The sequence below is a fragment of the Streptomyces sp. NPDC041108 genome, assembly GCF_055592645.1.
Genome location: NZ_JBVIYK010000001.1, coordinates 305,546 through 330,129, shown reverse-complemented (window position 1 = coordinate 330,129; position 24,584 = coordinate 305,546). Strand labels below are relative to the sequence as shown.

At 74.1% G+C, this 24,584-nt stretch carries 18 protein-coding genes; 7 read left to right on the top strand and 11 right to left on the bottom strand.

Annotated elements, in window-relative coordinates:
- Positions 1-40: 40 nt before the first annotated feature.
- Positions 41-952 carry an adenosine kinase gene (locus ACZ6BB_RS01345; RefSeq protein WP_471613275.1) on the bottom strand — a complete coding sequence of 304 codons (912 nt, stop codon included), beginning with the start codon at positions 950-952 and terminating at the stop codon, positions 41-43.
- 134 nt (positions 953-1,086) lie between these two features.
- Positions 1,087-1,593: an ATP-binding protein gene (locus ACZ6BB_RS01340; protein ID WP_471613274.1), complete on the bottom strand. Its 507-nt coding sequence runs from the start codon at positions 1,591-1,593 to the stop codon at positions 1,087-1,089.
- 429 nt (positions 1,594-2,022) lie between these two features.
- Between ACZ6BB_RS01340 and ACZ6BB_RS01335 the strand changes: the two genes are divergently transcribed.
- The 3 genes from ACZ6BB_RS01335 to ACZ6BB_RS01325 all read left to right on the top strand — a co-directional run bounded on the left by ACZ6BB_RS01335 (position 2,023) and on the right by ACZ6BB_RS01325 (position 4,098).
- Positions 2,023-2,898: a helix-turn-helix domain-containing protein gene (locus tag ACZ6BB_RS01335; protein WP_471613273.1), complete on the top strand. Its 876-nt coding sequence runs from the start codon at positions 2,023-2,025 to the stop codon at positions 2,896-2,898.
- 1 nt (position 2,899) lies between these two features.
- Positions 2,900-3,160, top strand: a complete 261-nt coding sequence (locus ACZ6BB_RS01330) for a DUF397 domain-containing protein (RefSeq protein ID WP_471613272.1) — start codon at positions 2,900-2,902, stop codon at positions 3,158-3,160.
- A 122-nt stretch (positions 3,161-3,282) separates the two neighbouring features.
- Positions 3,283-4,098, top strand: a complete 816-nt coding sequence (locus ACZ6BB_RS01325; protein ID WP_059079799.1) for an SAM-dependent methyltransferase — start codon at positions 3,283-3,285, stop codon at positions 4,096-4,098.
- 91 nt (positions 4,099-4,189) lie between these two features.
- On the opposite strand, the gene ACZ6BB_RS01320 is transcribed toward ACZ6BB_RS01325, so the two are convergent.
- From ACZ6BB_RS01320 to ACZ6BB_RS01295, 6 genes are all read right to left on the bottom strand, one after another.
- A complete protein-coding gene (locus tag ACZ6BB_RS01320) occupies positions 4,190-5,293 on the bottom strand; it encodes a LacI family DNA-binding transcriptional regulator (protein WP_471613271.1) in 1,104 nt (367 codons plus the stop codon).
- A gap of 286 nt (positions 5,294-5,579) precedes the next feature.
- A complete protein-coding gene (locus tag ACZ6BB_RS01315) occupies positions 5,580-7,982 on the bottom strand; it encodes a beta-galactosidase (protein ID WP_471613270.1) in 2,403 nt (800 codons plus the stop codon).
- Complete coding sequence (locus tag ACZ6BB_RS01310) at positions 7,982-9,757, bottom strand: glycoside hydrolase family 35 protein (protein ID WP_471613269.1); 1,776 nt, start codon at positions 9,755-9,757, stop codon at positions 7,982-7,984. The genes ACZ6BB_RS01315 and ACZ6BB_RS01310 overlap by 1 nt, the downstream gene beginning before the upstream one ends.
- Before the next feature lie 107 nt (positions 9,758-9,864).
- Positions 9,865-11,106, bottom strand: coding sequence for an MFS transporter (locus tag ACZ6BB_RS01305; RefSeq protein WP_471613268.1), 1,242 nt, complete (start codon positions 11,104-11,106; stop codon positions 9,865-9,867).
- A 278-nt stretch (positions 11,107-11,384) separates the two neighbouring features.
- Positions 11,385-12,683: a hypothetical protein gene (locus tag ACZ6BB_RS01300; protein ID WP_471613267.1), complete on the bottom strand. Its 1,299-nt coding sequence runs from the start codon at positions 12,681-12,683 to the stop codon at positions 11,385-11,387.
- A 373-nt stretch (positions 12,684-13,056) separates the two neighbouring features.
- On the bottom strand, positions 13,057-14,433 hold the full coding sequence (locus ACZ6BB_RS01295; protein ID WP_471613266.1) for an FAD-dependent monooxygenase family protein: 1,377 nt from the start codon (positions 14,431-14,433) through the stop codon (positions 13,057-13,059).
- A gap of 274 nt (positions 14,434-14,707) precedes the next feature.
- Here ACZ6BB_RS01295 and ACZ6BB_RS01290 point away from each other — a divergent pair, with 274 nt between their 5' ends.
- From ACZ6BB_RS01290 to ACZ6BB_RS01275, 4 genes are all read left to right on the top strand, one after another.
- The gene (locus ACZ6BB_RS01290; RefSeq protein WP_471613265.1) at positions 14,708-17,788 is read left to right on the top strand and encodes an AfsR/SARP family transcriptional regulator; all 3,081 of its coding nucleotides are present in this window, start codon (positions 14,708-14,710) and stop codon (positions 17,786-17,788) included.
- A gap of 29 nt (positions 17,789-17,817) precedes the next feature.
- Positions 17,818-19,878 carry an AfsR/SARP family transcriptional regulator gene (locus ACZ6BB_RS01285; RefSeq protein WP_471613264.1) on the top strand — a complete coding sequence of 687 codons (2,061 nt, stop codon included), beginning with the start codon at positions 17,818-17,820 and terminating at the stop codon, positions 19,876-19,878.
- A 103-nt stretch (positions 19,879-19,981) separates the two neighbouring features.
- Entirely contained in the window at positions 19,982-20,851 is an 870-nt protein-coding gene (locus ACZ6BB_RS01280) for a helix-turn-helix domain-containing protein (protein WP_471613263.1), read from the top strand.
- Positions 20,852-21,063: 212 nt separating this feature from the next.
- Entirely contained in the window at positions 21,064-22,035 is a 972-nt protein-coding gene (locus ACZ6BB_RS01275) for an alpha/beta hydrolase (protein WP_471613262.1), read from the top strand.
- A gap of 107 nt (positions 22,036-22,142) precedes the next feature.
- Here ACZ6BB_RS01275 and msrB read toward each other — a convergent pair whose 3' ends face one another.
- The 3 genes from msrB to ACZ6BB_RS01260 form a co-directional block, all read right to left on the bottom strand.
- The gene (gene msrB, locus ACZ6BB_RS01270) at positions 22,143-22,550 is read right to left on the bottom strand and encodes a peptide-methionine (R)-S-oxide reductase MsrB (protein WP_012999892.1); all 408 of its coding nucleotides are present in this window, start codon (positions 22,548-22,550) and stop codon (positions 22,143-22,145) included.
- Between the two features lie 13 nt (positions 22,551-22,563).
- Positions 22,564-23,949 carry a UDP-N-acetylmuramate--L-alanine ligase gene (gene murC / locus ACZ6BB_RS01265; RefSeq protein ID WP_471613261.1) on the bottom strand — a complete coding sequence of 462 codons (1,386 nt, stop codon included), beginning with the start codon at positions 23,947-23,949 and terminating at the stop codon, positions 22,564-22,566.
- Between the two features lie 136 nt (positions 23,950-24,085).
- Entirely contained in the window at positions 24,086-24,541 is a 456-nt protein-coding gene (locus ACZ6BB_RS01260; RefSeq protein WP_471613260.1) for an indole-3-glycerol phosphate synthase, read from the bottom strand.
- Between the last annotated feature and the right edge of the window lie 43 nt (positions 24,542-24,584).

Here is a 24,584-nt window from a genome sequence, read left to right as displayed (position 1 = left end):
TGGACCGGCGAGCCGGTGGACCGGCGGGCCGGGCCCGGGCTCAGAGGGCCGGTTCCCCGGCCCGGGCGAGGAGGTCCGCACGGCTGATGGAGTCGGTGCGGGTCGAGGGGACGGTACAGGCGTGGGCGCCCGCGATCGCCCCGTAGAGGGCGCAGCGGTACGGCGGTTCGCCGGTGAGCCGGCCGAAGAGGTAACCCGCCGCGAAGGCGTCCCCGGCGCCGTTGGAGTCCACCACCGGTGACGGCGGGGTCGCCGACGGGACGTGGCTCAGTTCGCCGTCGACCAGGTGGTAGGCGCCCCGCGCCCCGTCCGTGGCGACGACCGTCCGCGCACGGCCCCGCTCGGTGATCCGGCGCATGGTCCGCTCCGGGTCCGTGAGCCGGGCGGCGGAGAGGAAGACCAGGTCGGCCGCGTGGGCGTACGACTCGTGGTACGGGTCGGAGCCGTCCCAGTCGTGCAGGTCGGTCGAGACGGGCACGCCCAGCTCGCGCAGCAGGGGCAGGGAGGCCGCGCACGGCTGACTGATGGAGACGTGGACGTGCCGGCTGACCCCGGCCAGGGCCCGGACCGCGTCCGGGGGCAGTTCGTCCACCTCCTGGCTGCGGCTGCCGTCGTACAGGGAGCAGCGGCGGCCGTCCGGGCCGACCAGGTTCACCGCGCGCCGGGTGCCGCCGGGCAGGGGCCCCTCGGTGAGCGGCACGCCCCGGTCCCGGTGCAGCGCGCGGACGAGGTCGCCCTCGTGATCGTCGCCGAGGAGGTCCAGGTGGTGGGTCCGCAGGCCGAGACCGTGCGCGGCCACCGCCAGGAAGTCGCCGGTCTGCCCGGCCCGGGTCTCGATGGCCGGCACCAGATGGCTGTCGGCGAACGGAAGCGGCAGCTCGGGGACGTAGACGATGGTGTCGACGCCCGCCCCGCCCAGCACGAGGACATCGATCTCGGACTCGGTGCGCAACGTGCCTCCAGCGGCGAGGGGTTCACTGTGGAGGCAGCGTACGTCCGGGCGGGCCGGCGGGTGACCGGAGCGGGATTCCGGTCACCCTCACCGGCTCGCACGGGCCGGGCCGTGGCCCGGCCGCGGGGCGGGACCTAGGTCCAGGACGGGTCGGCCATGGGGAGAGCCTCGTTCTCGTGCGGAGCCGTCGGAGGGGCGGGCTCGGGGGTTTCCCGGCCCTCCGACGGCAGTTCTGCCCAGACGACACGACCGGACCGTTGTGGGGTGTCGCGCACCCCCCAGTCGCTGCTGAGCATGCCGACCAGCATGAGCCCACGCCCGTTCTGGTCGTCGGGGCCCGGGCGACGCCGGGCCGGCTGTGTGGGACCGCCGCTCTGGTCCTCGACCTCGATACGGAGCCGACGGCCGGTGAACTGCAGCCGGCACACGATCCACTCGCTGTCCGTGTGGGTCAAGGCGTTGGTGACCAGCTCGGACGTGATCAGAAGGACGTCCTCGGCCGTCTCCGCGGGCACCTCCCACTCGCCGAGCAGCTCGCGCACGGTTCTGCGCGCCTCACCCGCCGACGCGGGCACCGCGGGCAGTCCGAACACGCCCGCGCGGTGCGGTTCGTACGTCTCTGTTCCAAGGGGTGGGTACATGGTGGGGAGTAACCGGTCCGTGGAGGGGGGGAGAGTGGGCGGAGCCATCGCCGTAAGCCTTTCGTTGGCCCTTCGCACCGGAGGGGCACCGGTGCCACGGCCGTCTCGCCGTACGCCGCGAGCTGGGGCAACTCATGGCGAACAGCGCTGAGTTGCGGCCACATCTCCCCCAACCTGGCCGCGCAGCTCCGGTGTTCGCCGAAGCCGTGACGGTACGTCCACTGTGGCATCCGCGAACAACACCTCGCAACCAGCAAGTTGAAATTTGCATTTTGCGGGACGCATGTCGCCGCCGTTCGAGCCAAGATCGTGTCAGACTGCGCACTCGAAGCGACTCGCACAACAACGCGCAACCCTTGAAGGAAAGTGCGCAAGAGCAGTAAGGCAGTTCGGCATGACCTCAGTGCTCGGCGTGAGGGGGTGGTGGGCGTGACCGCGGAGACCGAGTGGGGCGGCGCCCCTTCCGTCCTGCGCATGATCCTCGGCAGACAGCTGGAGGAGTTGCGCACGCGCGCCGGGCTCACGTTCGAACAGGCCGGTGAGGCGATCGGTGTCAGCCATTCCACGATCCGCCGCCTGGAGGCCGCCAAGGTCGCCCGGCTGCGCCTCCCGGACGTGGAGAAGCTCCTCCAGATCTACGGGGTGCGGGACCAGCAGGAGATCGAGACCTTCCTGAAGTCCGTCCGGGAGGCCAACAAGCGCGGATGGTGGCACACCTACCGCGACGTCCTGCCCGACTGGTTCGCGGCCTACCTCAGCCTGGAACAGGCGGCGCTCCAGATCCGCGCCTACGAGGCGCAGTTCGTGCACGGCCTGCTCCAGACCGAGGAGTACGCCCGCGCCCTGCTCGGCGCCGGCAATCCGCACGCCGCCACCGAGGACACCGAGCGGCGGGTGGCGCTGCGGATGCGGCGCCAGGAACTCCTCACCCGTGCCCAGCCGCCCCGGCTGTGGGTGGTGATGGACGAGACCGTGCTCCGATGGCCGGTCGGCGGCCCGGAGGTGATGCGCGCCCAGATCGACCATCTGATCGAGCTGAACCGGCTGCCGCATGTGACGGTCCAGCTCATGCCGTTCCACAACGGCCCGCATCCGGCGATGCGAGCCGGTGCTTTCCACCTCTTCCGGTTCAGGGCACCGGAGTTGCCGGACATCGTCTACCTCAGTGGTCTGGTGGGCGCCGTCTACCTCGACAAGGGAGACGACGTCGTCGTCTACCGCGAGGCCCTGGACCGGTTGGGCGCGCAGTCGGCGCCCGCCCGAAAGACCGAGGCCCTCCTCGGTGCGCTACGCAAGGAGCTCTGACGTGCACCACCCCAACCCCGACGGAGTACACGACGACGTCCGCAACGGCATGCCCGCCCGCGAACTCGGCAAGCAGGACTGGCACCGGCCCTGGAGCGACGACGCCGGCGGTGCCTGTGTGGAGGTGAAGAAGCTCGCCGACGGCCGGGTCGCCGTACGCCAGTCGACCGACCCGGACGGGCCGGCGCTGCTGTTCACCCCCCGTGAGATGACCAGTTTTCTGGCCGGTGTGAAGGCGGGCGAGGCCGACTTCCTGCTCTGACCTGCCTGCTGCCACGCCTCGTTGACGCACCACCTGTTTCGCCGGCGGGTTCCTCGTCCGCCGAACCCCCGGCACCGCCCGACCGTACACATGTATGACACGACCTGATGGGAGGGACGGCGTTGCCCGACAACGGATGGCCGGCCGACCGGATCGACACCGAGCACGCGCACTCCGCGCGTATCTACGACTACATCCTCGGCGGCAAGGACTACTACCCGGCCGACAAGGAGGCCGGTGACGCGATGGCGCACGAGTGGCCGGCCCTGCCGGTCCACATGCGCGCCAACCGCGACTGGATGAACCGCGCGGTGCGCTGGCTCGCCGAGAAGGCGGGCATGCGCCAGTTCCTCGACATCGGGACCGGCATCCCCACCTCGCCCAACCTCCACGAGATAGCCCAGTCGGTGGCCCCCGAGTCCCGGGTCGTCTACGTGGACAACGACCCGATCGTCCTCACCCTCTCCCAGGGACTGCTGGCCAGCACTCCCGAGGGCAGGACCGCCTACATCGAGGCCGACTTCCAGGACCCGGAGACCGTGCTCGGCTCGGCCGAGTTCGCGGAGACCCTCGACCTGAGCAAGCCGGTCGCGCTCACCGTGATCGCGATCGTCCACTTCGTGCTGGACGAGGACGACGCGGTCGGCATCGTCCGCCGTCTCCTCGAACCGCTCCCCTCGGGCAGCTACCTGGCGATGACCATCGGCACCGCCGAGTTCGCCCCCGAGGAGGTGGGGCGCGTCGCCCGCGAGTACGCCGCCCGCGACATGCCGATGCGGCTGCGCACGATCGACGAGGCCCACGAGTTCTTCGACGGCCTCGAACTCGTCGAGCCCGGGATCGTCCAGGTCCACAAGTGGCACCCGGACGGCACCGGCGAGGAGAACATCCGCGACGAGGACATCGCGATGTACGGGGCGATCGCACGGAAGCCCTGAGCCCCCGGCACGCCTCGCCCCTGGCCCGGCGCCCTGTGCCGGGCCGGGGGCACGGGGCCGGGCCAGGGGCCCTGCCGCCCCCGTGGGCGCGCTACCTCGCCGCGGCCGTGCTGTCCCGGACGATCAGCTCGACAGGGACGACGGGGTCCCGCTCCGGCGCGTCCGCCGTCGGCTCCGGGCCGTCGAGCTGCCGCAGCAGCAGCCGCAGCGCCATCGTGCCGATCGAGGAGTAGTCCGTACGGATCGTCGTCAGCGGCGGCAGCAGATGCGCCGCCTCCGGGATGTCGTCGTAGCCGACGACACTCACGTCCTCCGGGACCCCGCGTCCCGCCTCGTGCAGGGCACGCAGGAGGCCGAGCGCCATCTGGTCGTTGGAGACGAAGACGGCGGTGACGTCCCGGTCGCCCGCCAGCCGGCGGCCCAGCTCGTAGCCGGAGTCGGCGCTCCAGTCCCCGACCAGGGGCTCGTGGACGCGCGCCCCGGCCCTCGTCAGGGTCTCGCGCCAGCTTGCGGCGCGCCGGTCGGCGGAGGTCCAGCCCGTGGGGCCCGCGATATGGCGGACGGTGGGGTGGCCGAGGTCCAGCAGGTGCCCGGTCGCCAGCCGGGCGCCCGCGGTGAAGTCCGAGGAGACCACCGGAGTGCCGTCGCCGAGGCCGTTGTCCAGCATCACCAGCGGGGTGTCCGGGCGGGCTCGCGCGAGCGCGGTGGCGACCGGGCGCTGGGGGGCGATGGCGATGATGCCGTCCGCGCCCTCGGCCGACAGCCGGTCGACCGCCTCGACGACGGTGTTCCGGTCCGCCGTGTCGAGGGCGATGGAGCTGACGAGGTAACCGGCCTTCTGGGCGGCCGTGTTGATCGCGGTCAGGGTGGAGGCGGGGCCGTAGCGGGCGGCGTCGAAGGAGATCACGCCGAGCATGCGGGTGCGGCCGCTGGCCAGGGAGCGGGCGCTGCGGCTCGGGCGGTAGCCGAGGGTGCGCATGGCTTCCAGCACGGCCTGTCTGGTCTCCGTGCGGACGGCCGGGTGGTCGTTGAGGACGCGGGAGACGGTCTGCTTGGAGACGCCGGCGAGGCGGGCCACGTCGTCCATCACCGGGCGGGAGCCGGCGAAGTTGCGTCTGCTCCGGGTGCGGCCGCGGGTGGGTCGGGGGTCCGTGGGGGGTTCGGCCGCGGTGCCGTCCGTGGTGCTTCGGGGCATGCGGCTGCTTCCTGTCTGAGAGTGGGGCCGGGGTGGTCCGGTCTGTCGTGTTCTGTGTGGGGCACAGGATAGGTGCGGGGTGGTGGGGCCGGGATTCTCGCCCCGCCGCCCTTACCCGCCCCCTCCTCCAGGGGCTGCGCCCCTTCGACCCCCAGCCGCGGGTCCGGTGGAGGGCTGGTCGCGCGGTTCCCCGCCCCCTGAAAAGCAGGGGCTGGTGCTTTGAGGGGCGCGGGGAACCGCGCGAGAAGCCCCCACCCGCCCGCACCAGGCCACGCACCCCACGAGGTCAGCCGGGACGGAGCGGCCAGGTTCGTCGGGTCGTGCACTCCGCTCGGGTGATCGCCGCCGGGATGGCGCGCTCGCCCGTCCAGCCCGGTACGTGCACCGGCGCCCCCGCGGGCAGCGGCAGCACCCGCAGTCGCAGGCCCTGCGACCGCACCGGCCCGGAGGGCAGCCGGTCGAGGCCGATCTCCCAGACCCGGCCCGAGTAGAACTGGTCGGCGACGAGACGGCCGCCCACATGGGCGCGGGCCACGTCGCCGGTCCAGTGGACGCGGAGCAGGGTGCCGGGCGGCACGTCGTCCGGCAGTTCGACGACGTACTCGGCGGCCACCGTGTCGAAGTGCTCGTCGGCCGGCACGCTCGCCCGCCCCAGCACACCCGTCGTGACCGGAGGTGCCTCGCCCGGAGGCCGGATCAGCGTGAGGGGCAGCTCGCCGCGCCGCCCGTCGTCGTCCGGCACCACCGTGTAGCGGACGAAGACCCCGTCGGCCGTCTCCTGCAGCACCGCCCCGGGCACCACCGGCGCCCGCTCGGGGGCGGGCAGCACGGCGAACGACGGTTCCGGGGCCGGGCCGTGGAGGCGTACCTCGTCCGCGTGGGTGTCGAAGACCACCCCGCCGCCGGACCCGCACAGGACGAGCCGGTCGGCGCCCCAGGCCCGGCCCCGGTACACGGTGCGGGCCGTGGCCGCGTCCAGGACCAGGAGGCCGGCCCGGCCGCCGTCGGCGGTGTCGACCTCGACCAGGGCGTCCGTGCCCGGCCGCAGTCCGGTCACCAGGACACGGCCGCCCACCGTCGTGACCTCGCCGGACGGCACGCAGAGGGTGGTCACCGTACAGAGGTCCAGGGCGAGTTCGGGGGCGACTGCGTCGGTCGCGGCCAGGACCAGGATCGTGCGGCCGCGTCCGTCGTCGACCGTGCAGACGGGCTGCGCGGTGGCCCAGTCCAGCCGCAGCCCGGCGACCTCCAGCCGCAACGGCCAGCAGAAACAGGCCCCTCGGGGGATGGTGACCGGTTCGCTCGGCAGGGACAGCGCCCCCTCGGGTCCGTCCGGGAACTCCACCGTGAACGTCGTCCCCGGGTGGTCCGGCAACGGCTCGTGCGGCTGGTGGTTGTTGACGAAGAGGAAGCCCGACCGGTCGTCGCCGCGGACCGCCCAGCGCAGGGTCTCCCGGTCGTCCTGGCCCGTCGGCAGCCGCTCGGGCAGGGCGGAGGCCATCGGGGCGAGGAGGGGGCCGAAGTCGGCCAGCAGCAGGTGCTGGAGGCGGAGTTCGTCGTAGGACGCGCGGTACTGGCCGTACTCGCCGAGGGGGGCCTGGAAGTCGTAGGTGAGGACGGGGAGGTCGTTGGGGTAGCCGGTGGCGTGGGACTCCTGGAGGGAGGTGCGGTCGCCCGGCGGGTTGGTGCCGCCGTGGAACATGTAGTAGCCCTGCCAGACCGAGCCGGAGCCGATCTTGGTGAGGGCGAGGGCACCGACGTCGGCGGCGTCGACGTGTGGCCGGCGGTGATAGGCCACCGCCATGCCGCCGCCCAGCTCGCAGGTGGCCCAGGGGAACCGGCCCGCCGGCTCCGTCCCGTCACGGCCGTGCTCCCTCGTCGGGCGGAGGTCCGCGCCGATGCCCTCGTCGTCACGCTCGTGGGTGAAGAAGAAGTGCTTGCGGCAGGTGTCGGGCCAGCCGCCGTCCGCCTCGGTCCAGAAGGTCTCGGGGTAACCGCCGTACAGGGGCAGGAGTTCGTCGGGCGGCAGCCGCACCCCGCCCCAGGCCGTCGACGTCCACAGAGGGGCCGACAGACCGGCCTCCTGGGCCGTCCGCTTCAGCGTCAGCAGATGGCCCGGCTGGTCGTACAGCTCGTTCTCGATCTGGAGGGCGACGACCGGACCGCCGTGGGAGCGGTCCAGGCCGCGCAACTGCCCGGCGATCGCCGCGTACCAGGCACGTACCGGGCCGAGGTAGGCCGGGTCGTCGGTCCGGGGGGCGTCGGTGCGGGCGAGCACCCAGTCCGGCAGGCCCCCGTTGCGGACCTCGGCGTGCACCCAGGGGCCGATGCGGGGGATCAGGTCCAGGCCGTGGCGGGCGCAGAGTTCCGCGAAGCGCCGCAGGTCACGGTCGCCGTCGAAACGGACGCGGCCCTCGACCTCCTCGTGGTGGATCCAGATGACGTAGGCGGCGACGGCCGTGACCCCGCCCGCCTTCATCTTCAGCAGCTCCTCCTCCCACTCCCCCGCCGGATAGCGGGAGAAGTGGAACTCTCCCGAGACGGGGAACCACGGGCGGCCGCCCCGCGTCAGCCAGCGGCTGGTGACCTCGACGGGGTCGGGCACGCCCGGCGCGTCGGCGAAGGGCAGGTGCCCGCGCAGCGGTGGGTCGTCCAGCCGTGGCAGGCGCACGCGGAGCGGCCGCTCCATCAGGGCTTCACCGGACCCAGGTCGGGGACGTCGGTGAACTCGGCCCGGGAACTGGTCGTGGCGTTGAGTTCCAGCAGGACCAGGTCGTTGGCGCCGGGGCGCAGGACGGGACCCGGGACGTACAGCGTGCGCTGGGGGCCCCGGTTCCAGTAGCGGCCGAGGTGGAAGCCGTTGATCCATGCCTGGCCCTTGGTCCAGCCGGGCAGCGAGAGGAAGGTGTCGGCGGGGGTGTCGACCTCGAAGGTGCCGCGGTGGAAGGCGGGGACGGTGACCGGGGCCGCCTCGGCCGGGGCGAAGGGCACCGTGGCCAGGTCCGCCAGCGGGAGCCGGTGGGTGTCCCAGCCGTGCAGGGCGGTGCCGTTGAAGGTGACCGGGCCGAGCAGGCCCTTGGCGGCGCCGATGCGGGGGCCGTAGTTGACGCCGCCCATGTTCTCGACCAGGACGTCGAGGGTGGCGCCGGCGCGCGGGACGCGCAGGGGCAGGGTCTCGTCGTGCCGTTCGCGTTCCAGTACGCCGACGGGGGCGCCGTCCACGAAGACCTGGGCGCGGTCGCCGACCCCGCCGTCGAAGTGCAGCAGGCCGTCACCCGCCTCGGGGAGGGTGGTGCGGTAGAGGGCGTAGCCGGAGCGCTGCCCCAGCTCCTCCATGGTCGGCGGGTGTTCGGTGCGCTCCGCCGCGGCGGCGAGGCCGGTCGCGTACGGCAGCAGGAGCGCCCGGCGGTCCAACTCCACGGTGATGCCCGTGAGTTTGGGGGCGGGCGCCGGGGCCGACTCCTCGGGGACCGGCGCGTGGCGGGCGATGACCTCGCGGAAGGCGTGGTACTTGGGGCCCGGGTCGCCGGACTCGGTGAGGGCGGCGTCGTAGTCGTAGGAGGTGACGATCGGGGCGTAGCACTGGTCGTGGTTGGCGCCGTTGGTGAAGCCGAAGTTGGTGCCGCCGTGGAACATGTAGATGTTGACGGAGGCGCCGGCGGCCAGCAGCTTGTCGAGGTCGGCGGCGGCGCTCTCCGCGTCCCGGACGTGGTGCTCCTCGCCCCAGTGGTCGAACCAGCCGATCCAGAACTCCGAGCACATCAGGGGCCCTTCGGGCATGTGCGCCCGCAGCGCCGCCAGGGACTCGTCGATCTTCCCGCCGAAGGTGGCGGTGGACAGCACACCGGGCAGGCTGCCGGCGGCCAGGTGGTGGCCGGAGCCCGCCTGGTCACAGGTGAACAGCAGTTCCTCGACACCCCGTGCGCGCAGCGCCTGGTGGACGTGCTTGAGGTACGCGGTGTCCTCGCCGTACGCCCCGTACTCGTTCTCGACCTGGACGGCGATGACGGGGCCGCCGTCGGCCGCCATGTGGGGCAGCAGCGGGGGCAGCAGGACGTCGAGGTAGCGGTCGAGGGCGTCGGTGAAGCGGGGGTCGCTGGAGCGCAGCCGGATGCCGGGGTCCGAGGTCAGCCAGGAGGGCAGGCCGCCGCCGTCCCACTCGGCGCAGATGTACGGGCCGGGGCGCAGCAGGACGTGCAGGCCCTCGGCGCGGGCGAGGCTCAGATAGCGGGGCAGGTCGAGCAGCCCGTCGAGGACGAGCGGGCTGTCGGGGTCGGGCTGGTGGAGGTTCCAGGGGACGTACGTCTCCACGGTGTTGAGGCCCATCAGCCGGGCCTTGCGCAGCCGGTCGGCCCACAGGTCGGGGTGGATGCGGAAGTAGTGCATCGCGCCGGAGACGATCCGGAACGGTTCACCGTTCAGGAGGAAACCGTCGGACGACGTGGTCAGAGCGGGCGTGCTCAAGGCTGTTTCCCTTCGGCGGGGTGTACGGGGGGTGCGGGGACGGTCCGGGGTACGGGTCGGGCGGCGGCCCGGGGTGGGGGGCGGCGGGGCGGTCGCCCGCGGCCCGGCTACGGCGAGGGCGAGGGCGGCAGCGAGGGCGAGGGGGAGCGGGTGGCGCGGATCAGCCACAGCGTGGCCAGCAGGCACAGGGCGGACACCGCGCCGAGCAGCAGCGGGACCGCGCGCACGCCGGACCACTCGATGGCCTTGCCGAGCGCCGGGCCGGCCGCCACTCCGCCGATCATGGAGGCGGCGATGACGAGCGCTCCGGCCCGTCGGGCCCGGGGTGCGGCCGCGTTCAGCCAGGGCAGGCCGGTGGGGAAGATCGGTGCGATGAACAGGCCGACTCCGGCGTAGGCGTACGGGGCGAGCGCGGGCACCGAGGCCAGCAGCAGCCAGACCGTCATGCCGGCGCAGGACACGGTGATGATCGTCCGGGGTGAGTGGCGCAGGGCGAGGGGGGCGGCCAGGAAGCGGCCTGCCGTCATCATCAGCCAGTAGCCGGAGGTGGCGGTCGCGGCGGCCCCGGCACCGTATCCGACCGCCTCCAGGTGCGTGGGCTCCCAGCCGCCGACCCCGGCCTCGATGCCGACGTGCAGGACGTAGAGGGCGACGAACACGGTGAGCACCGAGCCGAGGCTCCGGGAGAGGGGCGAGCCGCCCGCCGCCGTGCCGGGCGCGGCGGTCGTGCCGTGGGCCGGCTGGGGCACCTGGTCGCGTACGCCCCGCAGGCACAGCAGCAGCGGCAGGTTGGCGGCGGCGAAGGCGAGGAAGAGCGCCGGGTAGTGCTCGGCGCCGACGGCGGCGACCAGGGCGGGGCCGAGGATCGCGCCGACGCCGAAGTGGGCGTTGAGGATGTTCAGCATGGCGGTGGAGCGATGGCCGAAGCCGACGGCGAAGAGCTGGTTGAGGCCGTAGTCGATGCCGCCGAAGCCGAGTCCGGCGAGCAGGGCGGCGACGAGGGCGGCGGGCCAGTTCGGGGCGAGCGCGAAGCCCGCCGCGCCGAGGGCCATCAGCAGGTACGAGGAGCCGAGGAGCCGCCGGTTGCCCAGCCGCCCGTACAGCCGGTCGAAGACCAGGACGCCGGCGACCCCGCCGACGAAGTGGGCGCTGAGCCCGAGCCCGGCGGCCGAGGGCGACAGCGCGAAGTCGTCGCGGAAGGCCGGGATGGCGGGCCCGTAGAGCGCCTGGAGCGCGCCGATGAGGACGAATCCGCCGCACGACGCGACCACGGCGGCCGGGCTGAAGACCCGGCTCTCCGAGGCCGGCCGGACGGGCTTCACCTCTTGCGCGGTCGATGCTTCGGGCACGCCGGGATCCGCCTCTCCGTGACTGGGACCCTCGAAGTGTTACCGGTAACATCAGCGCCGTCAAGATCTCCCGCGGGCTTGTGCGCCGGGGGCGGTGCGGGAGTGACGGATGGGGTACGGGGGCCGCTGGGGGTGCGTGCGGGTCGCGCAGGGCGAGCCCGCGCCCGGGGCCGGGGAGAGGTCGGTGGCCGGCCCCCGCGCAGCACCGGACGTGACCGGCGCGGAAAGAGCGGGCGCGCCCGGGAGCGGGTGCCGGGCGCGCCCTGCCGGAGGGCCGGTCAGCAGATGTTCTGCGCGCTGCCGACCAGGCGGTTGTTGCGGAAGGTGGTGTTCTCGCCGCAGGGGCTCTCCCTGAGGGAGGAGTTGGTGACCGTCAGGTTCTGGACGGTGATGTCACGGTTGTTGGCGAACTCCGAGCGCGCCGCGAGCCGGATCCCGCCCCCGCCGGAGACGGTGCCGCTCTGGGCCGCGAGGTTCACGTTGTAGCAGTTCTCGATCAGGATCGCGTTGTTGCCGGTGTCGGTGAGGCTGATCCGGTCGATCACCGCGCCGCCGCTCTCGGAGACGCAGAAGACCCCGCGTCCGCCGCCGCGCGCGATCACCTCGCCGACCCGGATGTTGGTCGGGTACGAACTGCCCACCCGGCCGTTGCGGTTGGCCATGCGGAAGGCCGCGTAACCGGTGCCGGTGCCCGCGCCGTCCGCGTCGACCTTGGCGACGGTGGCGTTGATCGTCTGATTGAGGAGCAGCCCCGACTCGCCCACGTTGCGGGCGGTCACCGTGCCGACGGTGAGTCCGTCGACGCCGTACGTCTCGACCGCGTGGCTGCTCGCGCCGGACACGTACACGTTGTCGATCCTGACGTTCCGGGTCCACTGGCTGGTGTCGCCCCGGTTGTCGATCCGGACGCCGAGGCCGCGCGAGAGGCGCATGTCGAGCCGGCCGAGGACGACGTTCTGGACGTTGCGCAGGAAGATCCCGTACAGCGGGGTGCCGGTGAGGTTGAGGTGCTGGACCTCGATGTCCCGGGTGCCGCGCGAGTAGACGGGCGCCTGGTCGCCGGAGCCCGTGCCGGTGACGTCGATCGTGCCGCACACGTCGAGCACGGTGTGGCTGGGCAGTGAGACGCGGGAGCCGGCGCCGATCGACCCCGAGCCACGCACGACGACCCGCTCCTTCGATGTCCGGCCGGCGGTGAGGCTGTTGACGGCGGCCTGCATCGCCGCGCGCATGTCGGTTCCGGTGTACGTGACCGTGCTGCCGCGCCTGGCGGTCCAGGTACCGCCGCTGAGCACGGCCTCCGCCTGGTACGCGCCCTCTCCGCACGCCGCCGCGGTCCCCGCCTCGGCGGCGACGGGGGCCGCCGTCGGCTCCGCGGCGGGACGCGCGGGAGCGGTCAGCGTGGCGGCGCCGGTGAGCAGCGCGCAGGCGAAGGCGGCGGTGACGAGGGCTCGCGTACGGCGGGCGGCGGGGCGGGCGGACCGGTCGACCGCTTCCGCGGCCGGGTCGCCCGGCGCCGCGCCGCGGATGTGGGGGGTGCTGGTGTCGGCGGTCCGGGCTGCGGCTCTGCGTCCCATCTCGGCTTCTCCTGTGAGGGGTTCGGCGCGCCTGCCGAGCCGTCCGCCGTCCGCCGCGCACTCCGTCGCGGACCCGCGCAGGACCCGGCCGGGATGCGGCGGGACTCGCCCGGGACCCGGGTGAGCCCCGGCCGGAACCGGCCGGAGGCCCGGGCGGCGGCCCGCGTCGAACCCGATTCGACCGGGCCGTACGGTGGTCGAGGGGTTCCCCGAAGGGCCGGTGACCTGGAGTGGCGCGGCTGCACGACGGCGCAGGACCGTACGGCGGTGTGGCGGCAGGTGCTTCAGGTGGCGGGCCGCGAGTGTGGCAAGCGCTTTCCATCGGCGTCAAGGGCCGGGAGGCACCGTTCTCTCCCCGCCTCGCGCCCTCACCTCATTCCCGCGCCATCGGCGGTTCGGCGGGCGTCTCCTTGACGGGCCCGAAGAGGACCGCCCGCGCCACCGCGGGAGCCAGCAGGGCGCCCAGCGGCTCGCTGAGGGAGACGACGGAGCGGAAGGCACGGCCCACCACCGGGTCGCCCGGGACACGCTCCCGCACCCGCTGCAGGTACCAGCCGGCGACGCGGTCCGCGGGGCGGCCCGCGACCGCGTTGCCGATCGCCCCCGGCATCTTCTTGTCCGCCCCGGCCGAGATGTCCCACGCCTGCCGCGACGCCGCGAGCAGCGCCCGCTGCACCCTGCGGGTGGTGGGCGTACGGCGCGGGTCGGCCAGCGCGTCGCGCAGGGCGACGGCGCCCATCGCGGCGACGGCCATGCCCTGCCCGTAGATCGGGTTGAAGGTGCACAGGGCGTCGCCGGTGGCCAGAAAGCCGGCGGGGCGGCGGCCCGGCAGGTCGTAGCGGCGCCGTACGTTCGCGGTGCGCCGGAAGCCGGAGACGGGCGACAGCGGCTCGGCGTCGCGCATCCAGCGGTGCACCACGGGGTGCGGCAGCCGCTCGGCGTAGCCCTCGAACTCCTCCTCGTCCGTGGACGGTTCGTCGCCGCGCAGGCCGGAGAAGGTGGCCAGATGGGTGCCGTCCTCCAAGGGGACGACGACGGCACCGTACGGCTGCGTGGGGTCGGGGACGACATGGAGGCCGAGGGTGCCGGCGGACGGGCCGCCGCCGAGCGTGCCGGTGGTGTCGCGGTAGACGCGGGAGGCGTAGGCGAGCCCCGTGTCGATGATCTCCTCGCGCGGGGCCTGCGCACCGAGGGCCGCCAGCCATCGCGGCGCCTTCGTACCGCGGCCGGAGGCGTCGATGACCAGATCGGCGGCGAGTTCCCGCTGTTCGCCCCGGGCCCCCTCGCCGCGCTCGCGCACCAGGACGCCCCGCACGCGCGCGGCGTCCCCGGTCAGGCCGACCGTCTCCGTCCCCTCGATCAGGGTGACCGACGGCTCGGCGAGGACCCGGCGCCGCACCAGCCCCTCGATCTGCGCCCGCGACCCGGTGTGGATGTGGGTCGAGGCGGGCATCCGCCGGAACCAGCGGCCGCTCTGGAACTGCGCCATGTCCGCCGGCATCCCGACCCGTGGCGCGCCCGCCGCCGTCAGCTCGGCCATGAACCCGGGCAGCAGCGCGTCGAGGGCCACCTGGCCGCCCTCCAGCAGGACGTGCGGATGGCGGCCCTGCGGCACCCCCGGCCGCGACGCCGCTCCCCGCGCGTCCTCCTTCGGGAGACGGTCCCGTTCCACGATCGTCACCCGCTCCGCGTGACCGACGAGGGCCCGCGCGGCGAGCAGCCCCGCGAGGCTGCCTCCGACGATCACCACGTGCCGCCCCGCGGATCCGGCCGCCCCCGCTGAGATCGAACGGCCTTCTGTCCGTACCGAGTTCACCGACCGCACCCCTTTCTTTCCGGAGATCCATCTGATGCACAGCAGTATCACCGTGGCCGGTGGGCCTTCGGGGCGGCGCACCGGAGACGGGGCCGGGTCCGGCCCGCCCACCGACGGCAACGCGGACGTGACTCTGGGCGATTCGGCCTGTCACGTATCGTCATGGGGCGCGGGGAAGATACGAGATACGAGATATCAGGAGGGTCAATTGGCGCTGGAGCCGGTGAGGTTCGCGGTTCTGGGGCCGGTCCGGGTGGAGCGGGCGGGGGTGGAGCCGGCGGCGGGGCGTCCACAGGAAAGGGCGCTGCTGGCGCTGCTGTTGGTGCGGGCGGGGCAGCCCGTGGCGGTCGGCGAGATCGTCGACGTGTTGTGGGGGCGCCGTCCTCCGGACAGCGCGGTGAATGTGATCAGACGTCATGTGGGCACGCTGCGACGGCTGTTGGAGCCGGGCCTGCCCAACCGGGCGCCCGGCCGGTGGCTGATGCGGGACGCGGGCGGGTACCGGCTCGCGGTCGACGCCGACTCCCTGGACCTGTTGCGGTTCCGCCGGCTGCGGGACGAGGCGCGTCGCCTCGGTGCCGACGGCCGCGAGTCGCCGGGCCGGGTCGTGGCGCTGCTCACCGAGGCCCTCGGCCTGTGGCGGGGGCCCCGCGTCGCGGCGGGGCTGTCCGAGGAGGTGCGGGAGCGCGCCGGGTTCCGGGCGGTCGACCGTGAACGGCCCGCGGCCCTGCGGGACGCGGCCGACGCGGCGCTGCGCGCCGGAGCCCCCGCCGCCGTCCTGCCCCTGCTCCGGCAGGCCGCGGCCGACGACCCCTCGGACGAACCGCTGCTGGCCCGGCTCGTGCTCACGCTGGCCGCCGCCGGGCACGAGGCGGAGGCGCTGGGCACCTACCGGGCCGCCCGTGCGAGGCTCGCCGACGAGCTGGGCATCGATCCCGGAGCGGAACTCCGCGAGGCCCACGCGGCGGTCGTACGCGGCGCCGGTACGGCCGCGCCCGCCCCCTCCGAAGCCGGGACCCGAGCCGAAGCCCAAGCCGAAGCCGGGACCCTAGGCGGAGCCGAGGCCGAAGCCGGGACCCTAGGCGGAGCCGAAGCCGGAACCGGGTCTCTAGGCGGAGCCGAAGCCGGAGCCGGAGCCGAAACCGGGACCCGAGCCGAGGCCCGAGCCCAAGTCCACGCGGAGGCCCTGGCGGAGGCCGACGCCCCGGCCACGCCCCCCGCCGCTCCGGTGCCGTGCGCTCCGGCCGCCGCCGTGCCCGCCCAGCTCCCCCACGACCTGCCGGCCTTCACCGGCCGCCGAGCCGAGCTGGAGCAGGCACTGGCCCTCCTCGACGGTCCCGGCTCCGGCGCCGGCGGCGACGTGCCGTCCGCCGGCACCGTCGTGATCAGCGCCATCGGCGGGATGGCCGGCATCGGCAAGACCACGCTCGCCGTGCACTGGGCCCATCGCGTCGCGGACCGCTTCCCGGACGGCCAGCTCTACGTCAACCTCCGCGGGTTCGCGCCCTCGGGTGCCGTGATGCGGGCGGGGGAAGCCGTACGGATCTTCCTCGACGCACTGGGCGTACCGCCCGAACGGATGCCGCACGGGGTGGACGCCCAGGCCGCGCTGTACCGCAGCCTGCTGGCCGGGCGCCGGTTCCTGGTGCTGCTCGACAACGCGCGGGACACCGAGCAGGTGCGGCCCCTGCTGCCGGGCACGCCCGGCTGCCTCACCATCGTCACCAGCCGCGACCAGCTGTCGGGCCTGGTGTCCGCGCACGGCGCGCACACGCTGGCGTTGCGGCCGCTGGACGCCGGACAGGCACGGGTGTTCCTCGAACGCCGGCTGGGTGCCCGGCGGCTCACGGGTGAGTCGCGGGCGGTGGCGGAGATCGCGGCACGGTGCGGCGGGCTTCCGCTGGCCCTGGCCTGTGTCGCCGCGCGGGCCGCCGTCCACCCCGACTTCCCGCTGTCGGCCATCGCGGCGGAGCTGCGCGCGGCGCACGGCAGCCTGGACGCGTTCAGCCGGACGGACGCCTCCGCGAACGTGGGCGCGGTCTTCTCCTGGTCGCTGGATGCCGTGTCGGCCGAGGCGGCGCGCCTCTTCCCGCTGCTCGCCCTGCACCCCGGGCCGGACTTCTCCGTGTCCGCGACGGCCGCACTGGCCGGACTGCCCGTGCGCCGGACACGGTCGCTCCTCGCCGAGCTGGCCGACGTCCACCTGGTGGGCGAGCCCGCCCCCGGCCGGTACGCCCTGCACGACCTGCTGCGCGCCCATGCGGCCGAACTCCTGGAGGACCGGGTCCCCGACGCCGGGCGCGAGGCGGCCGTCGAGCGGCTGTACGCGTACTACCTGCACACCGCGCACGCCACCGAACCGCTCCTGGCCCCGTACGCCGACCCGATGCCCCCGGGGCCGCTGCCCGCCGGTGTCCGTGCCGAGCCGCTCGTCGGCCACGAGCAGTCGCTGGCCTGGCTGACCGCCGAGTATCCGGTGCTGCTCGCCGTCGTCGGAGCGGCGGCCCGGTCCGGCCGCGACCGGTCGGCGTGTCTGCTCGCCTGGTCGCTGGAGCCGTTCCTCGACCGCCGGGGCCACTGGCACGACTGGGCGGCGATCCAGCGGATCGCCCTCGACGCGGCCCTGCGGCTGGCCGATCCCGTGTACGAGGCCAGGGGGCTGCGCGCGCTGGCCAGGGCCGAGAGCCGGCTCGGTCTGCACGGCGTCGCCCGCCCCCGCCTCGATCGTGCGCTGCGGATCTTCGCCGACCTGGGTGACGACATCGGCCTGGCGGACACCCATCGCAGTCTCGGCTGGACGCGGGACCAGGAGGGCGATCTGCCCGGCGCCCTCCGTCACAACCGGCTGGCGATGGACCTTTTCCGCGGCGCGGGCAGCCACGCCGCGTACGCCAGTGTCCTCAACTCCGTCGGCTGGTACCACGCGCTGCTCGGCGAGTACCGGGAGGCCCTGCGCCACTGCCAGGAGGCCCTGGTCCTGCTCCAGGGGCTCGGCGACCGCTACGGCCAGGCCGCCACGTGGCACACCCTCGCGTACGCCCACCACCACCAGGGCCGCCACCCGAACGCCCTCGTCGGCTACGGCCACTCCCTCGCCCTCTACCGGGAGCTGGGCGTGCCGTACCTGGAGGCCTGCACCCTCGTCCACATCGGTGACACGCACGCGGCGATGGGCGACCACCGCACCGCCCACGAGGTCCGGCAGCAGGCCCTCACCCTGCTCATCACCCTCGGCCACCCCGACGCCGACCGGGTACGGGACCTGATCGCGAGCGAGCGATGCGGGTGACCGGCGGCCCGGGTCCCGCGGGGGCGTTGATGCGGTTCGAGGTGCTGGGGCCGCTCAGGGTCCGCCGGGGCGGGACGGAACTCGACCTCGGGTTCCCCCAGCAGCGGGCCCTGCTGGCGTTGCTGGTGGTCCGGGCCGGCCGTCCGGTGCCGGCGGGCGAGATCGTGGACGTGCTGTGGCCGCAGCGGGCACCGGCCAGCGCGCGGAACGTGGTGCGCCGGTACGCCGGTTCGCTGCGGCGGCTGCTCGAACCCGGGCTGTCGCCCCGGGCACCCGGACGGCGGCTGCTGCGCCGCGCCGGGGGCTATCTGCTGGAGGCGGCCGAGGACGAGGCCGATCTGCTGCGGTTCCGCGCGCTCACCAAACGGGGCAAGCGGGCAGCGGCCACCGGGCGTTCGGAGGTGGCGTCCCGGCACTTCCTGGACGCGCTGAGCGAGTGGCGGGGCCCGGTGGGGATGGGGATGCCCGCCGTCGTACGGGAGCACGCCGTCTTCGCCGAAGTGGAACGCGAGTTGGCCGCCACGGCACGGATGGCCGCCGACGCGGCGCTCCTGAGCGGGAGCAGCGAGCAGGTGCTGCCCCGGCTGCGGCAGGCCCTCGAACGCGACCCGCTCGACGAGTCGTTGCAGGCCGCGCTCGTCATGGCACTGGCCGCATCCGGCCTCCAGGCGGAGGCGCTGGCCGCGTACGAGCGCGTACGACGGCTGCTGGCCGAGGAGTTGGGAGTGGCACCCGGCGCGGAACTCGTCGCGGCGCACGGCAGGGTGCTCCGCCAGGAGTGGGGACCGAGCCGGTCGCGGGCGTCGACGGGTCCGGACCCGGCGGCCGCCCGGCCGGCCGCGCCGCCGGGCCCCGCCACACGCACACCGGCAGCCGGCCCGCCGACTGCCACGGCCGCCGCCCGCACGGACGCAGAACCGGGCGTCTCCTCGCCCGCGCCGCCGTCCCCCCGTCGGGCACCCTCCCAGCCTGCCACCGGCACCGCCCAACCGCCGCTTGCGCCACGGGTGTTCGTCGGACGGCGAGCCGAACTCGGCCGTCTGGCGGAGATCACGGACGAGGCCGCCCCCGCCACCGGGACCACCGCGGACGCACCCGCGTCCGTGCTGATCAGCGGGATGCCCGGCATCGGGAAGACGGCCCTCGCACTGTGCTGGGCCGACGAGGTGGCCGGACGCTTCCCCGACGGCCGGCTCGATGTCGGGCTGCGCGGGTTCGACCCCGTCCGGGCACCGCTGGACCCGGCGGCGGCGCTCCGCGCGCTGCTCACCGCGCTCGGGGTGCCCGCCGCCCGGATGCCGGACCGCACGGACTCCCTGGCCGGGCTGTACCGGAGTCTGCTGGCCGGCCGGCGGCTGCTGGTGGTGCTGGACGACGCGGCGGACACCGAGCAGGTACGGCCGCTGCTGCCGGCCTCGCCCGGCTGTCTGACCCTGGTCACCAGTCGCCACGGGCTGGCCGGTCTGATCGCTTCGGGCACCCATCCGCTGCGCCTGGACCTGCCGTCGGCGGCGGACGCGCGCGCGATGCTGGCGGCGCACACCGGTCACGCCCGGCCGGCCGCCGACCCCGGGGCGGCCGACGAGATCGTCACCCGGTGCGGCCGGCTGCCGCTGGCCCTGACGATCGCCGCCACCCGCGCAGCCGCCCACCCGGACGTCCCGCTCACGGCCCTCGCGAGCGAACTCCGGCACACCCGGGACACCCTGGACGCCTTCGCCGCCCCGCCGTCGAGATCCGACACCCCCACCGGCCCCGCCGCCGGCCGACGGGAGCCCGGCCCGCACCCCGGCGCATCACCCGACCTGCGCGCCGCCTTCGCCCGGTCCTACCGTCGGCTGCAGCCGGAGAGCGCCCGGTTGTTCCGGCTGCTGGCCCGGCACCCGGGGCCCGGTCTGACCCCCGGCGCGGCCGCCGCGCTGGCCGGGATCACGGTCCGCCGCGCCCGGCTCCTGCTCGACGGCCTCGCCGACGCCCACCTCGTCACCGAGCGCGCGCCCGGCCGCTACGCCCAGCACGAGCTGCTGCGCGTCTACGCCGCCGAACTGGCCGCCGCCCACGCCCATGGCTCAGGCCCGGACTCCCCGTAGCGGCCGCCGTCACTTCACGGTCACTCTTTTTTCACATCTCCCTTCCTACGCTCCGAGTGCAGTGGCTGACGCCGTGCTCGAACTGCCGCGGAGGAGAAGAGAGATGACCAGGTCGGACACCGGCTTCGTGGAGACGGCGGGCCTCCGTGTCTCCGTCCTCGACGGGGCGGCCGGGGCGTTGCCCGGGGGCGGCCGGCCCGGGGCGGACGCGTACCGGCTGACCGGGCGGACCGGTGGCACGTATCTGCTGGTGGGGGTGGGCGGGACCGGTGCGCCGCTCGCCGGGCGGATACCGGACGTCCACCTCCGGCCGGGTGACATCTGCTTCTACGACGCCGGCCACCCGCCGTCGCCGGATCTGCCCGAGCACTGCCGGCTGAAGGTGTTCCTCGTCCCGCGCGAGGAACTGGGGCTGGAGGACGGCGATCTGCGGCACGTCGTGGCGGCCCCGGTCGCCCGGACCTCCCGTCTGGGGACGCTGCTGTCGCCGTTCCTGTCCGAGCTGGCCGACACGGTCTCCGCCGATCCCCCGGTCGCCGAGATGCTCGCCCGGAACGCCGTGAACCTGCTGGCCACCCTCGCCACGGAGCGGTCGGGGCGGGAGGTGTCGGACACACCGGGCGACCGGTCGCCGATGGTGGCGCGTGTCGTGCGGTTCATCGACGAGCACCTCGCCGACGCGGACCTGTCGCCCGAGGTGATCGCCGGGGCCCACCACATCTCGGTGCGCTATCTGCACAAGCTCTTCCGGGACGAGGGCACGACCGTGGGCCGCTGGATCCAGCGCCGCCGCCTGGAGGAGTGCCGCCGCGACCTGGTGCACGGCCTGCGCAACCGCCGCACCATCGCCTCGGTCGCCGGCCGCTGGGGCTTCCTGAGCGCCACCCACTTCAGCCGGGTGTTCCGGGCGGCGTACGGCATGTCGCCGAGCGAGTGGCGGGACACGGCGGGACGCCCCGGCGGACGGATCTGACACGCGGTGGTGCTCCCGGTCAGTGCGCTCTCGGACCGACTCCGGTGCGCCGGCGGACGACTCCCCACGGCCTTCCGCTTCTAGCCTGCCGGCCGGAGCAGGCGCCGGACGCGGACGAAGCACCGCGCCCGAACACCACGCGCCTCCCTCGTCAGACGCACCACACCGCACCACCCACCTGCAGACGCACCGCACCAGACCAGGAGATCCACATGTCCGACACCTTCGATCCGACCCGTCCGGTCCTGGAGCCGGCGGCCGCCGCGTTCGCGGAGGCCACCGCCAACCCGCCCTTCCTCTTCGAACTGCCGCCCGCCGAGGGCCGGAAGGCGGTCGACGAGGTGCAGTCCGGCGAGATCGCGAAACCGGAGATCGACGAGGAGTGGGTCACCGTCTCGGGCGGTCCGACGGGCAGTGTGCGGGCGCGGATCGTGCGGCCCGCCGGTGCCGAGGGCGTCCTGCCGGTGGTTCTCTACATCCACGGCGCGGGCTGGGTGTTCGGCAACGCGCACACCCACGACCGTCTGGTGCGCGAACTGGCCGTCGGAGCGAACGCCGCCGTGGTCTTCCCCGAGTACGACCTCTCCCCCGAGGCCCGCTACCCGGTCGCGATCGAGCAGAACTACACGGTCGCGAAGTGGGTCGTCGAGCAGGGCGCGTCCAAGGACCTGGACGGCAGCCGGCTGGCCGTCGCCGGGGACTCGGTCGGCGGCAACATGGCCGCCGCGCTGACCCTCATGGCCAAGCAGCGCGGTGACGTGCCGCTGGTCCGGCAGGTGCTGTTCTACCCGGTGACGGACGCGGGTTTCGACACCGCCTCCTACCACCAGTTCGCGACCGGCTACTTCCTGCGCCGCGACGGCATGCGGTGGTTCTGGGACCAGTACACGACCGACGAGGCCGAGCGCGCCCAGATCACCGCCTCCCCGCTGCGGGCGAGCGTCGAACAGCTCAGGGACCTGCCCCCGGCCCTGGTCGTCACCGGCGAGGCCGACGTCCTGCGCGACGAGGGCGAGGCGTACGCCAACAAGCTGCGCGAGGCGGGCGTGGCGGTGACCGCCGTGCGCTTCCAGGGCGTCATCCACGACTTCGTCATGCTCGACGCCCTGCGCGGAACACATGCCGCCGAGGCCGCGATCACCCTGGCCACGGGCACGCTGCGCACGGCCCTGCACGGCGGCTGAACCACCCGGCACCCGGTCGGCGTACCCGCGGCTCCGGAGCCGGTGGAGAGGGCCTGCGGACAGGCTCTCTCCACCGGCGGCCGAACGGCGAACGGCCGGCGACCGTGTCAGCTCTCGTCGGCGGTCAGCGTCAGGGAGATGCTGTTGATGCAGTACCGCTGGTCGGTCGGGGTGGCGTACCCCTCGCCCTCGAAGACGTGCCCGAGGTGCGAACCGCACCGGGCGCACCGCACCTCGGTGCGGACCATGCCGTGCGACCGGTCGGACAGCAGCTCCACCGCGTCGGTGTCCTTCGGGTCGTAGAAGGACGGCCAGCCGCAGTGCGACTCGAACTTCGTGTCGGAGGTGAAGAGTTCGGCCCCGCAGGCGCGACAGGAGTAGACGCCCTTGGTCTTGGTGTCGGTGTACTCACCGACGAACGCGGGCTCCGTGCCGGCCTGTCGGAGCACGGCGTACTCGGCCGGCGTCAGTTCCGCGCGCCACTGCTCGTCCGGCTTCTCGACGTCGTACGACATGCGTCTCAGCCCCTCAATCGGAGAGTCGGTCCAGGATCTTCGGGCCCAGGTCCGTCACGTCACCCGCGCCCATGGTGAGAACGAGATCACCCGGCTTCGCCATTCCCGCGATCGTGCCGGGCACCTCCGCCTTGTCGTGCAGGGCCGTCACGTCCGCGCCCGCGCTCCGCGCCGCCCCGATGATCAGTTCGCTGGTGACCCCGGGGATCGGGTCCTCGCGGGCCGGGTAGATGTCGAGGACGACCGAGGCGTCCGCCAGCGCCAGGGACTGCCCCATCTCGGTGCCCAGCTCCTGGGTGCGGGAGAACAGGTGCGGCTGGAAGACCACCAGGATCCGCGCGTCCCCGGCGGCCGCCCGCATGGCCTCCAGGTCGGCGGTCATCTCGGTCGGGTGGTGGGCGTAGGAGTCGATCACCTGGACGCCCCGCGCCTCGCCCTTGAGCTGCAGGCGCCGCTTCACGCCGGTGTACGCCGCCAGGGCGGGCGCCAGCTCGGCCGCCGGCACCCCGAGGGCGACGCCCGCCGCCAGCGCGGCCACGGCGTTGTGCGCGTAGTGCCGTCCCGGCACGGACACGGCGAAGGTGATCTCCTGGCCGTCCAGCAGGACCGTGACCTCGCTCTTCAGCCCCTGGGCGACGACCGACAGCACCCGCACGTCGGCGTCCTCGCGCTCGCCGTACGTCACGACGCGCACTCCGGACAGCCGGGAGGTCAGCTCCCGCGCGCCCTCGTGGTCGGCCGAGATCACCAGGGTGCCGCCGGGCACGATCCGGCCCGCGAACGTCTCGAAGGACTCGTAGATCTCGTCCATGGAGGCGTAGTTGGCGTGATGGTCCAGCTCGACGTTGAGGACGATCGCCACCTCGGGCGCGTACTTGTGGAAGCTCCGGTCGCTCTCGTCCGCCTCGGCGACGAAGATCTCCCCGTCCCCGTGCAGCGCGTTGGACCCGGGTACGTCGAGGTCGCCGCCGATGGCGTACGACGGCTTCAGCCCCAGCTCGCCCAGCGAGACCGCCAGCATGGACGTCGTGGTGGTCTTGCCGTGCGTGCCGGCCACGGCGATCGGCCGCAGACCGTCCATCAGCCGGGCGAGCGCGTCCGACCGGTGGACCACGGGGATCCCCAGCTCGGCGGCGCGGGCCAGCTCGGGGTTGTCGGCCCGGATCGCCGACGACACGACGACGCACGTGGCGTCGTCCGCGAGGTGGTCCGCCGCGTGCCCGATGTGCACGGTCGCCCCGAGCGCCCGCAACGCCTCGGCCGTCTCCGACTCCTTGGCGTCGCTCCCGGCCACCTCGGCCCCCCGCTGCGCGAGGATCTTCGCGATCCCCGACATCCCGGCCCCGCCGATCCCGATGAAGTGCGGCCGTTCCATGGCGGTGGGCAGTCCGGGAGCCATGCGTGTTCTCCAAGCGACGGTACGAAGACGATCCACGCCCCACAGCGGGCGCACCCCCACCCTATTGCCTGCGCAACCGGGTCCCCCTGGGCCGTGGGGCGGGAGCCGCGCGCCCGCGCCCACGGCGCCCGCGTTCCTACGCCCGGGCGTGCGAGAACAGCTTCAGCACCGGCACCCCCACCTTGTGCCGGGCCCGCGACGCCCAGTCCCGGTGGAAGAACTCCTCCACGTAGTGCGGATCGGTCAGCACCAGCACCTCGTCCGCGCGCACCTCCTCCACCAGCGACTTCAGCGCGTCCAGCGGGTGATCCTCGATCAGCCGCCCCTCGGCCGCACTCCCGGCCGCCCGCAGCGCCTGCAACGACACCTCCAGGGCCCGCTCCCCGGCGTCGAGCGCCTGCTCCCCCTCCGGCGTCTCCCCCTCCCGCGCCGCCTCGTCGAGTTCTCCGAGGGCGAGGTCGTCGATGGCTCGCAGCAGCCGGTCGGCCTGATTGCCCCGGGGCTGGAGCAGCACATGGAAGAAGGCACGCTCGTCGCCGTGCAGGGTCGTGACGAACTCCACGTCCGCCGAGGTCAGAGCCTTCTCGATCATCAATACGCTGGTGAACGACACCACAGGCGCCCTTCTAATCGGA

Bases quoted from the DNA above. Each gene is read 5' to 3' on its own strand.
- murC (WP_471613261.1), bottom strand. From the start codon at position 23,949: ATGGCTCCCGGACTGCCCACCGCCATGGAACGGCCGCACTTCATCGGG.
- ACZ6BB_RS01340 (WP_471613274.1), bottom strand. From the start codon at position 1,593: ATGTACCCACCCCTTGGAACAGAGACGTACGAACCGCACCGCGCGGGC.
- ACZ6BB_RS01275 (WP_471613262.1), top strand. From the start codon at position 21,064: ATGTCCGACACCTTCGATCCGACCCGTCCGGTCCTGGAGCCGGCGGCC.
- ACZ6BB_RS01320 (WP_471613271.1), bottom strand. From the start codon at position 5,293: ATGCCCCGAAGCACCACGGACGGCACCGCGGCCGAACCCCCCACGGAC.
- ACZ6BB_RS01285 (WP_471613264.1), top strand. From the start codon at position 17,818: ATGCGGTTCGAGGTGCTGGGGCCGCTCAGGGTCCGCCGGGGCGGGACG.
- msrB (WP_012999892.1), bottom strand. From the start codon at position 22,550: ATGTCGTACGACGTCGAGAAGCCGGACGAGCAGTGGCGCGCGGAACTG.
- ACZ6BB_RS01315 (WP_471613270.1), bottom strand. From the start codon at position 7,982: ATGGAGCGGCCGCTCCGCGTGCGCCTGCCACGGCTGGACGACCCACCG.
- ACZ6BB_RS01300 (WP_471613267.1), bottom strand. From the start codon at position 12,683: ATGGGACGCAGAGCCGCAGCCCGGACCGCCGACACCAGCACCCCCCAC.
- ACZ6BB_RS01280 (WP_471613263.1), top strand. From the start codon at position 19,982: ATGACCAGGTCGGACACCGGCTTCGTGGAGACGGCGGGCCTCCGTGTC.
- ACZ6BB_RS01260 (WP_471613260.1), bottom strand. From the start codon at position 24,541: ATGATCGAGAAGGCTCTGACCTCGGCGGACGTGGAGTTCGTCACGACC.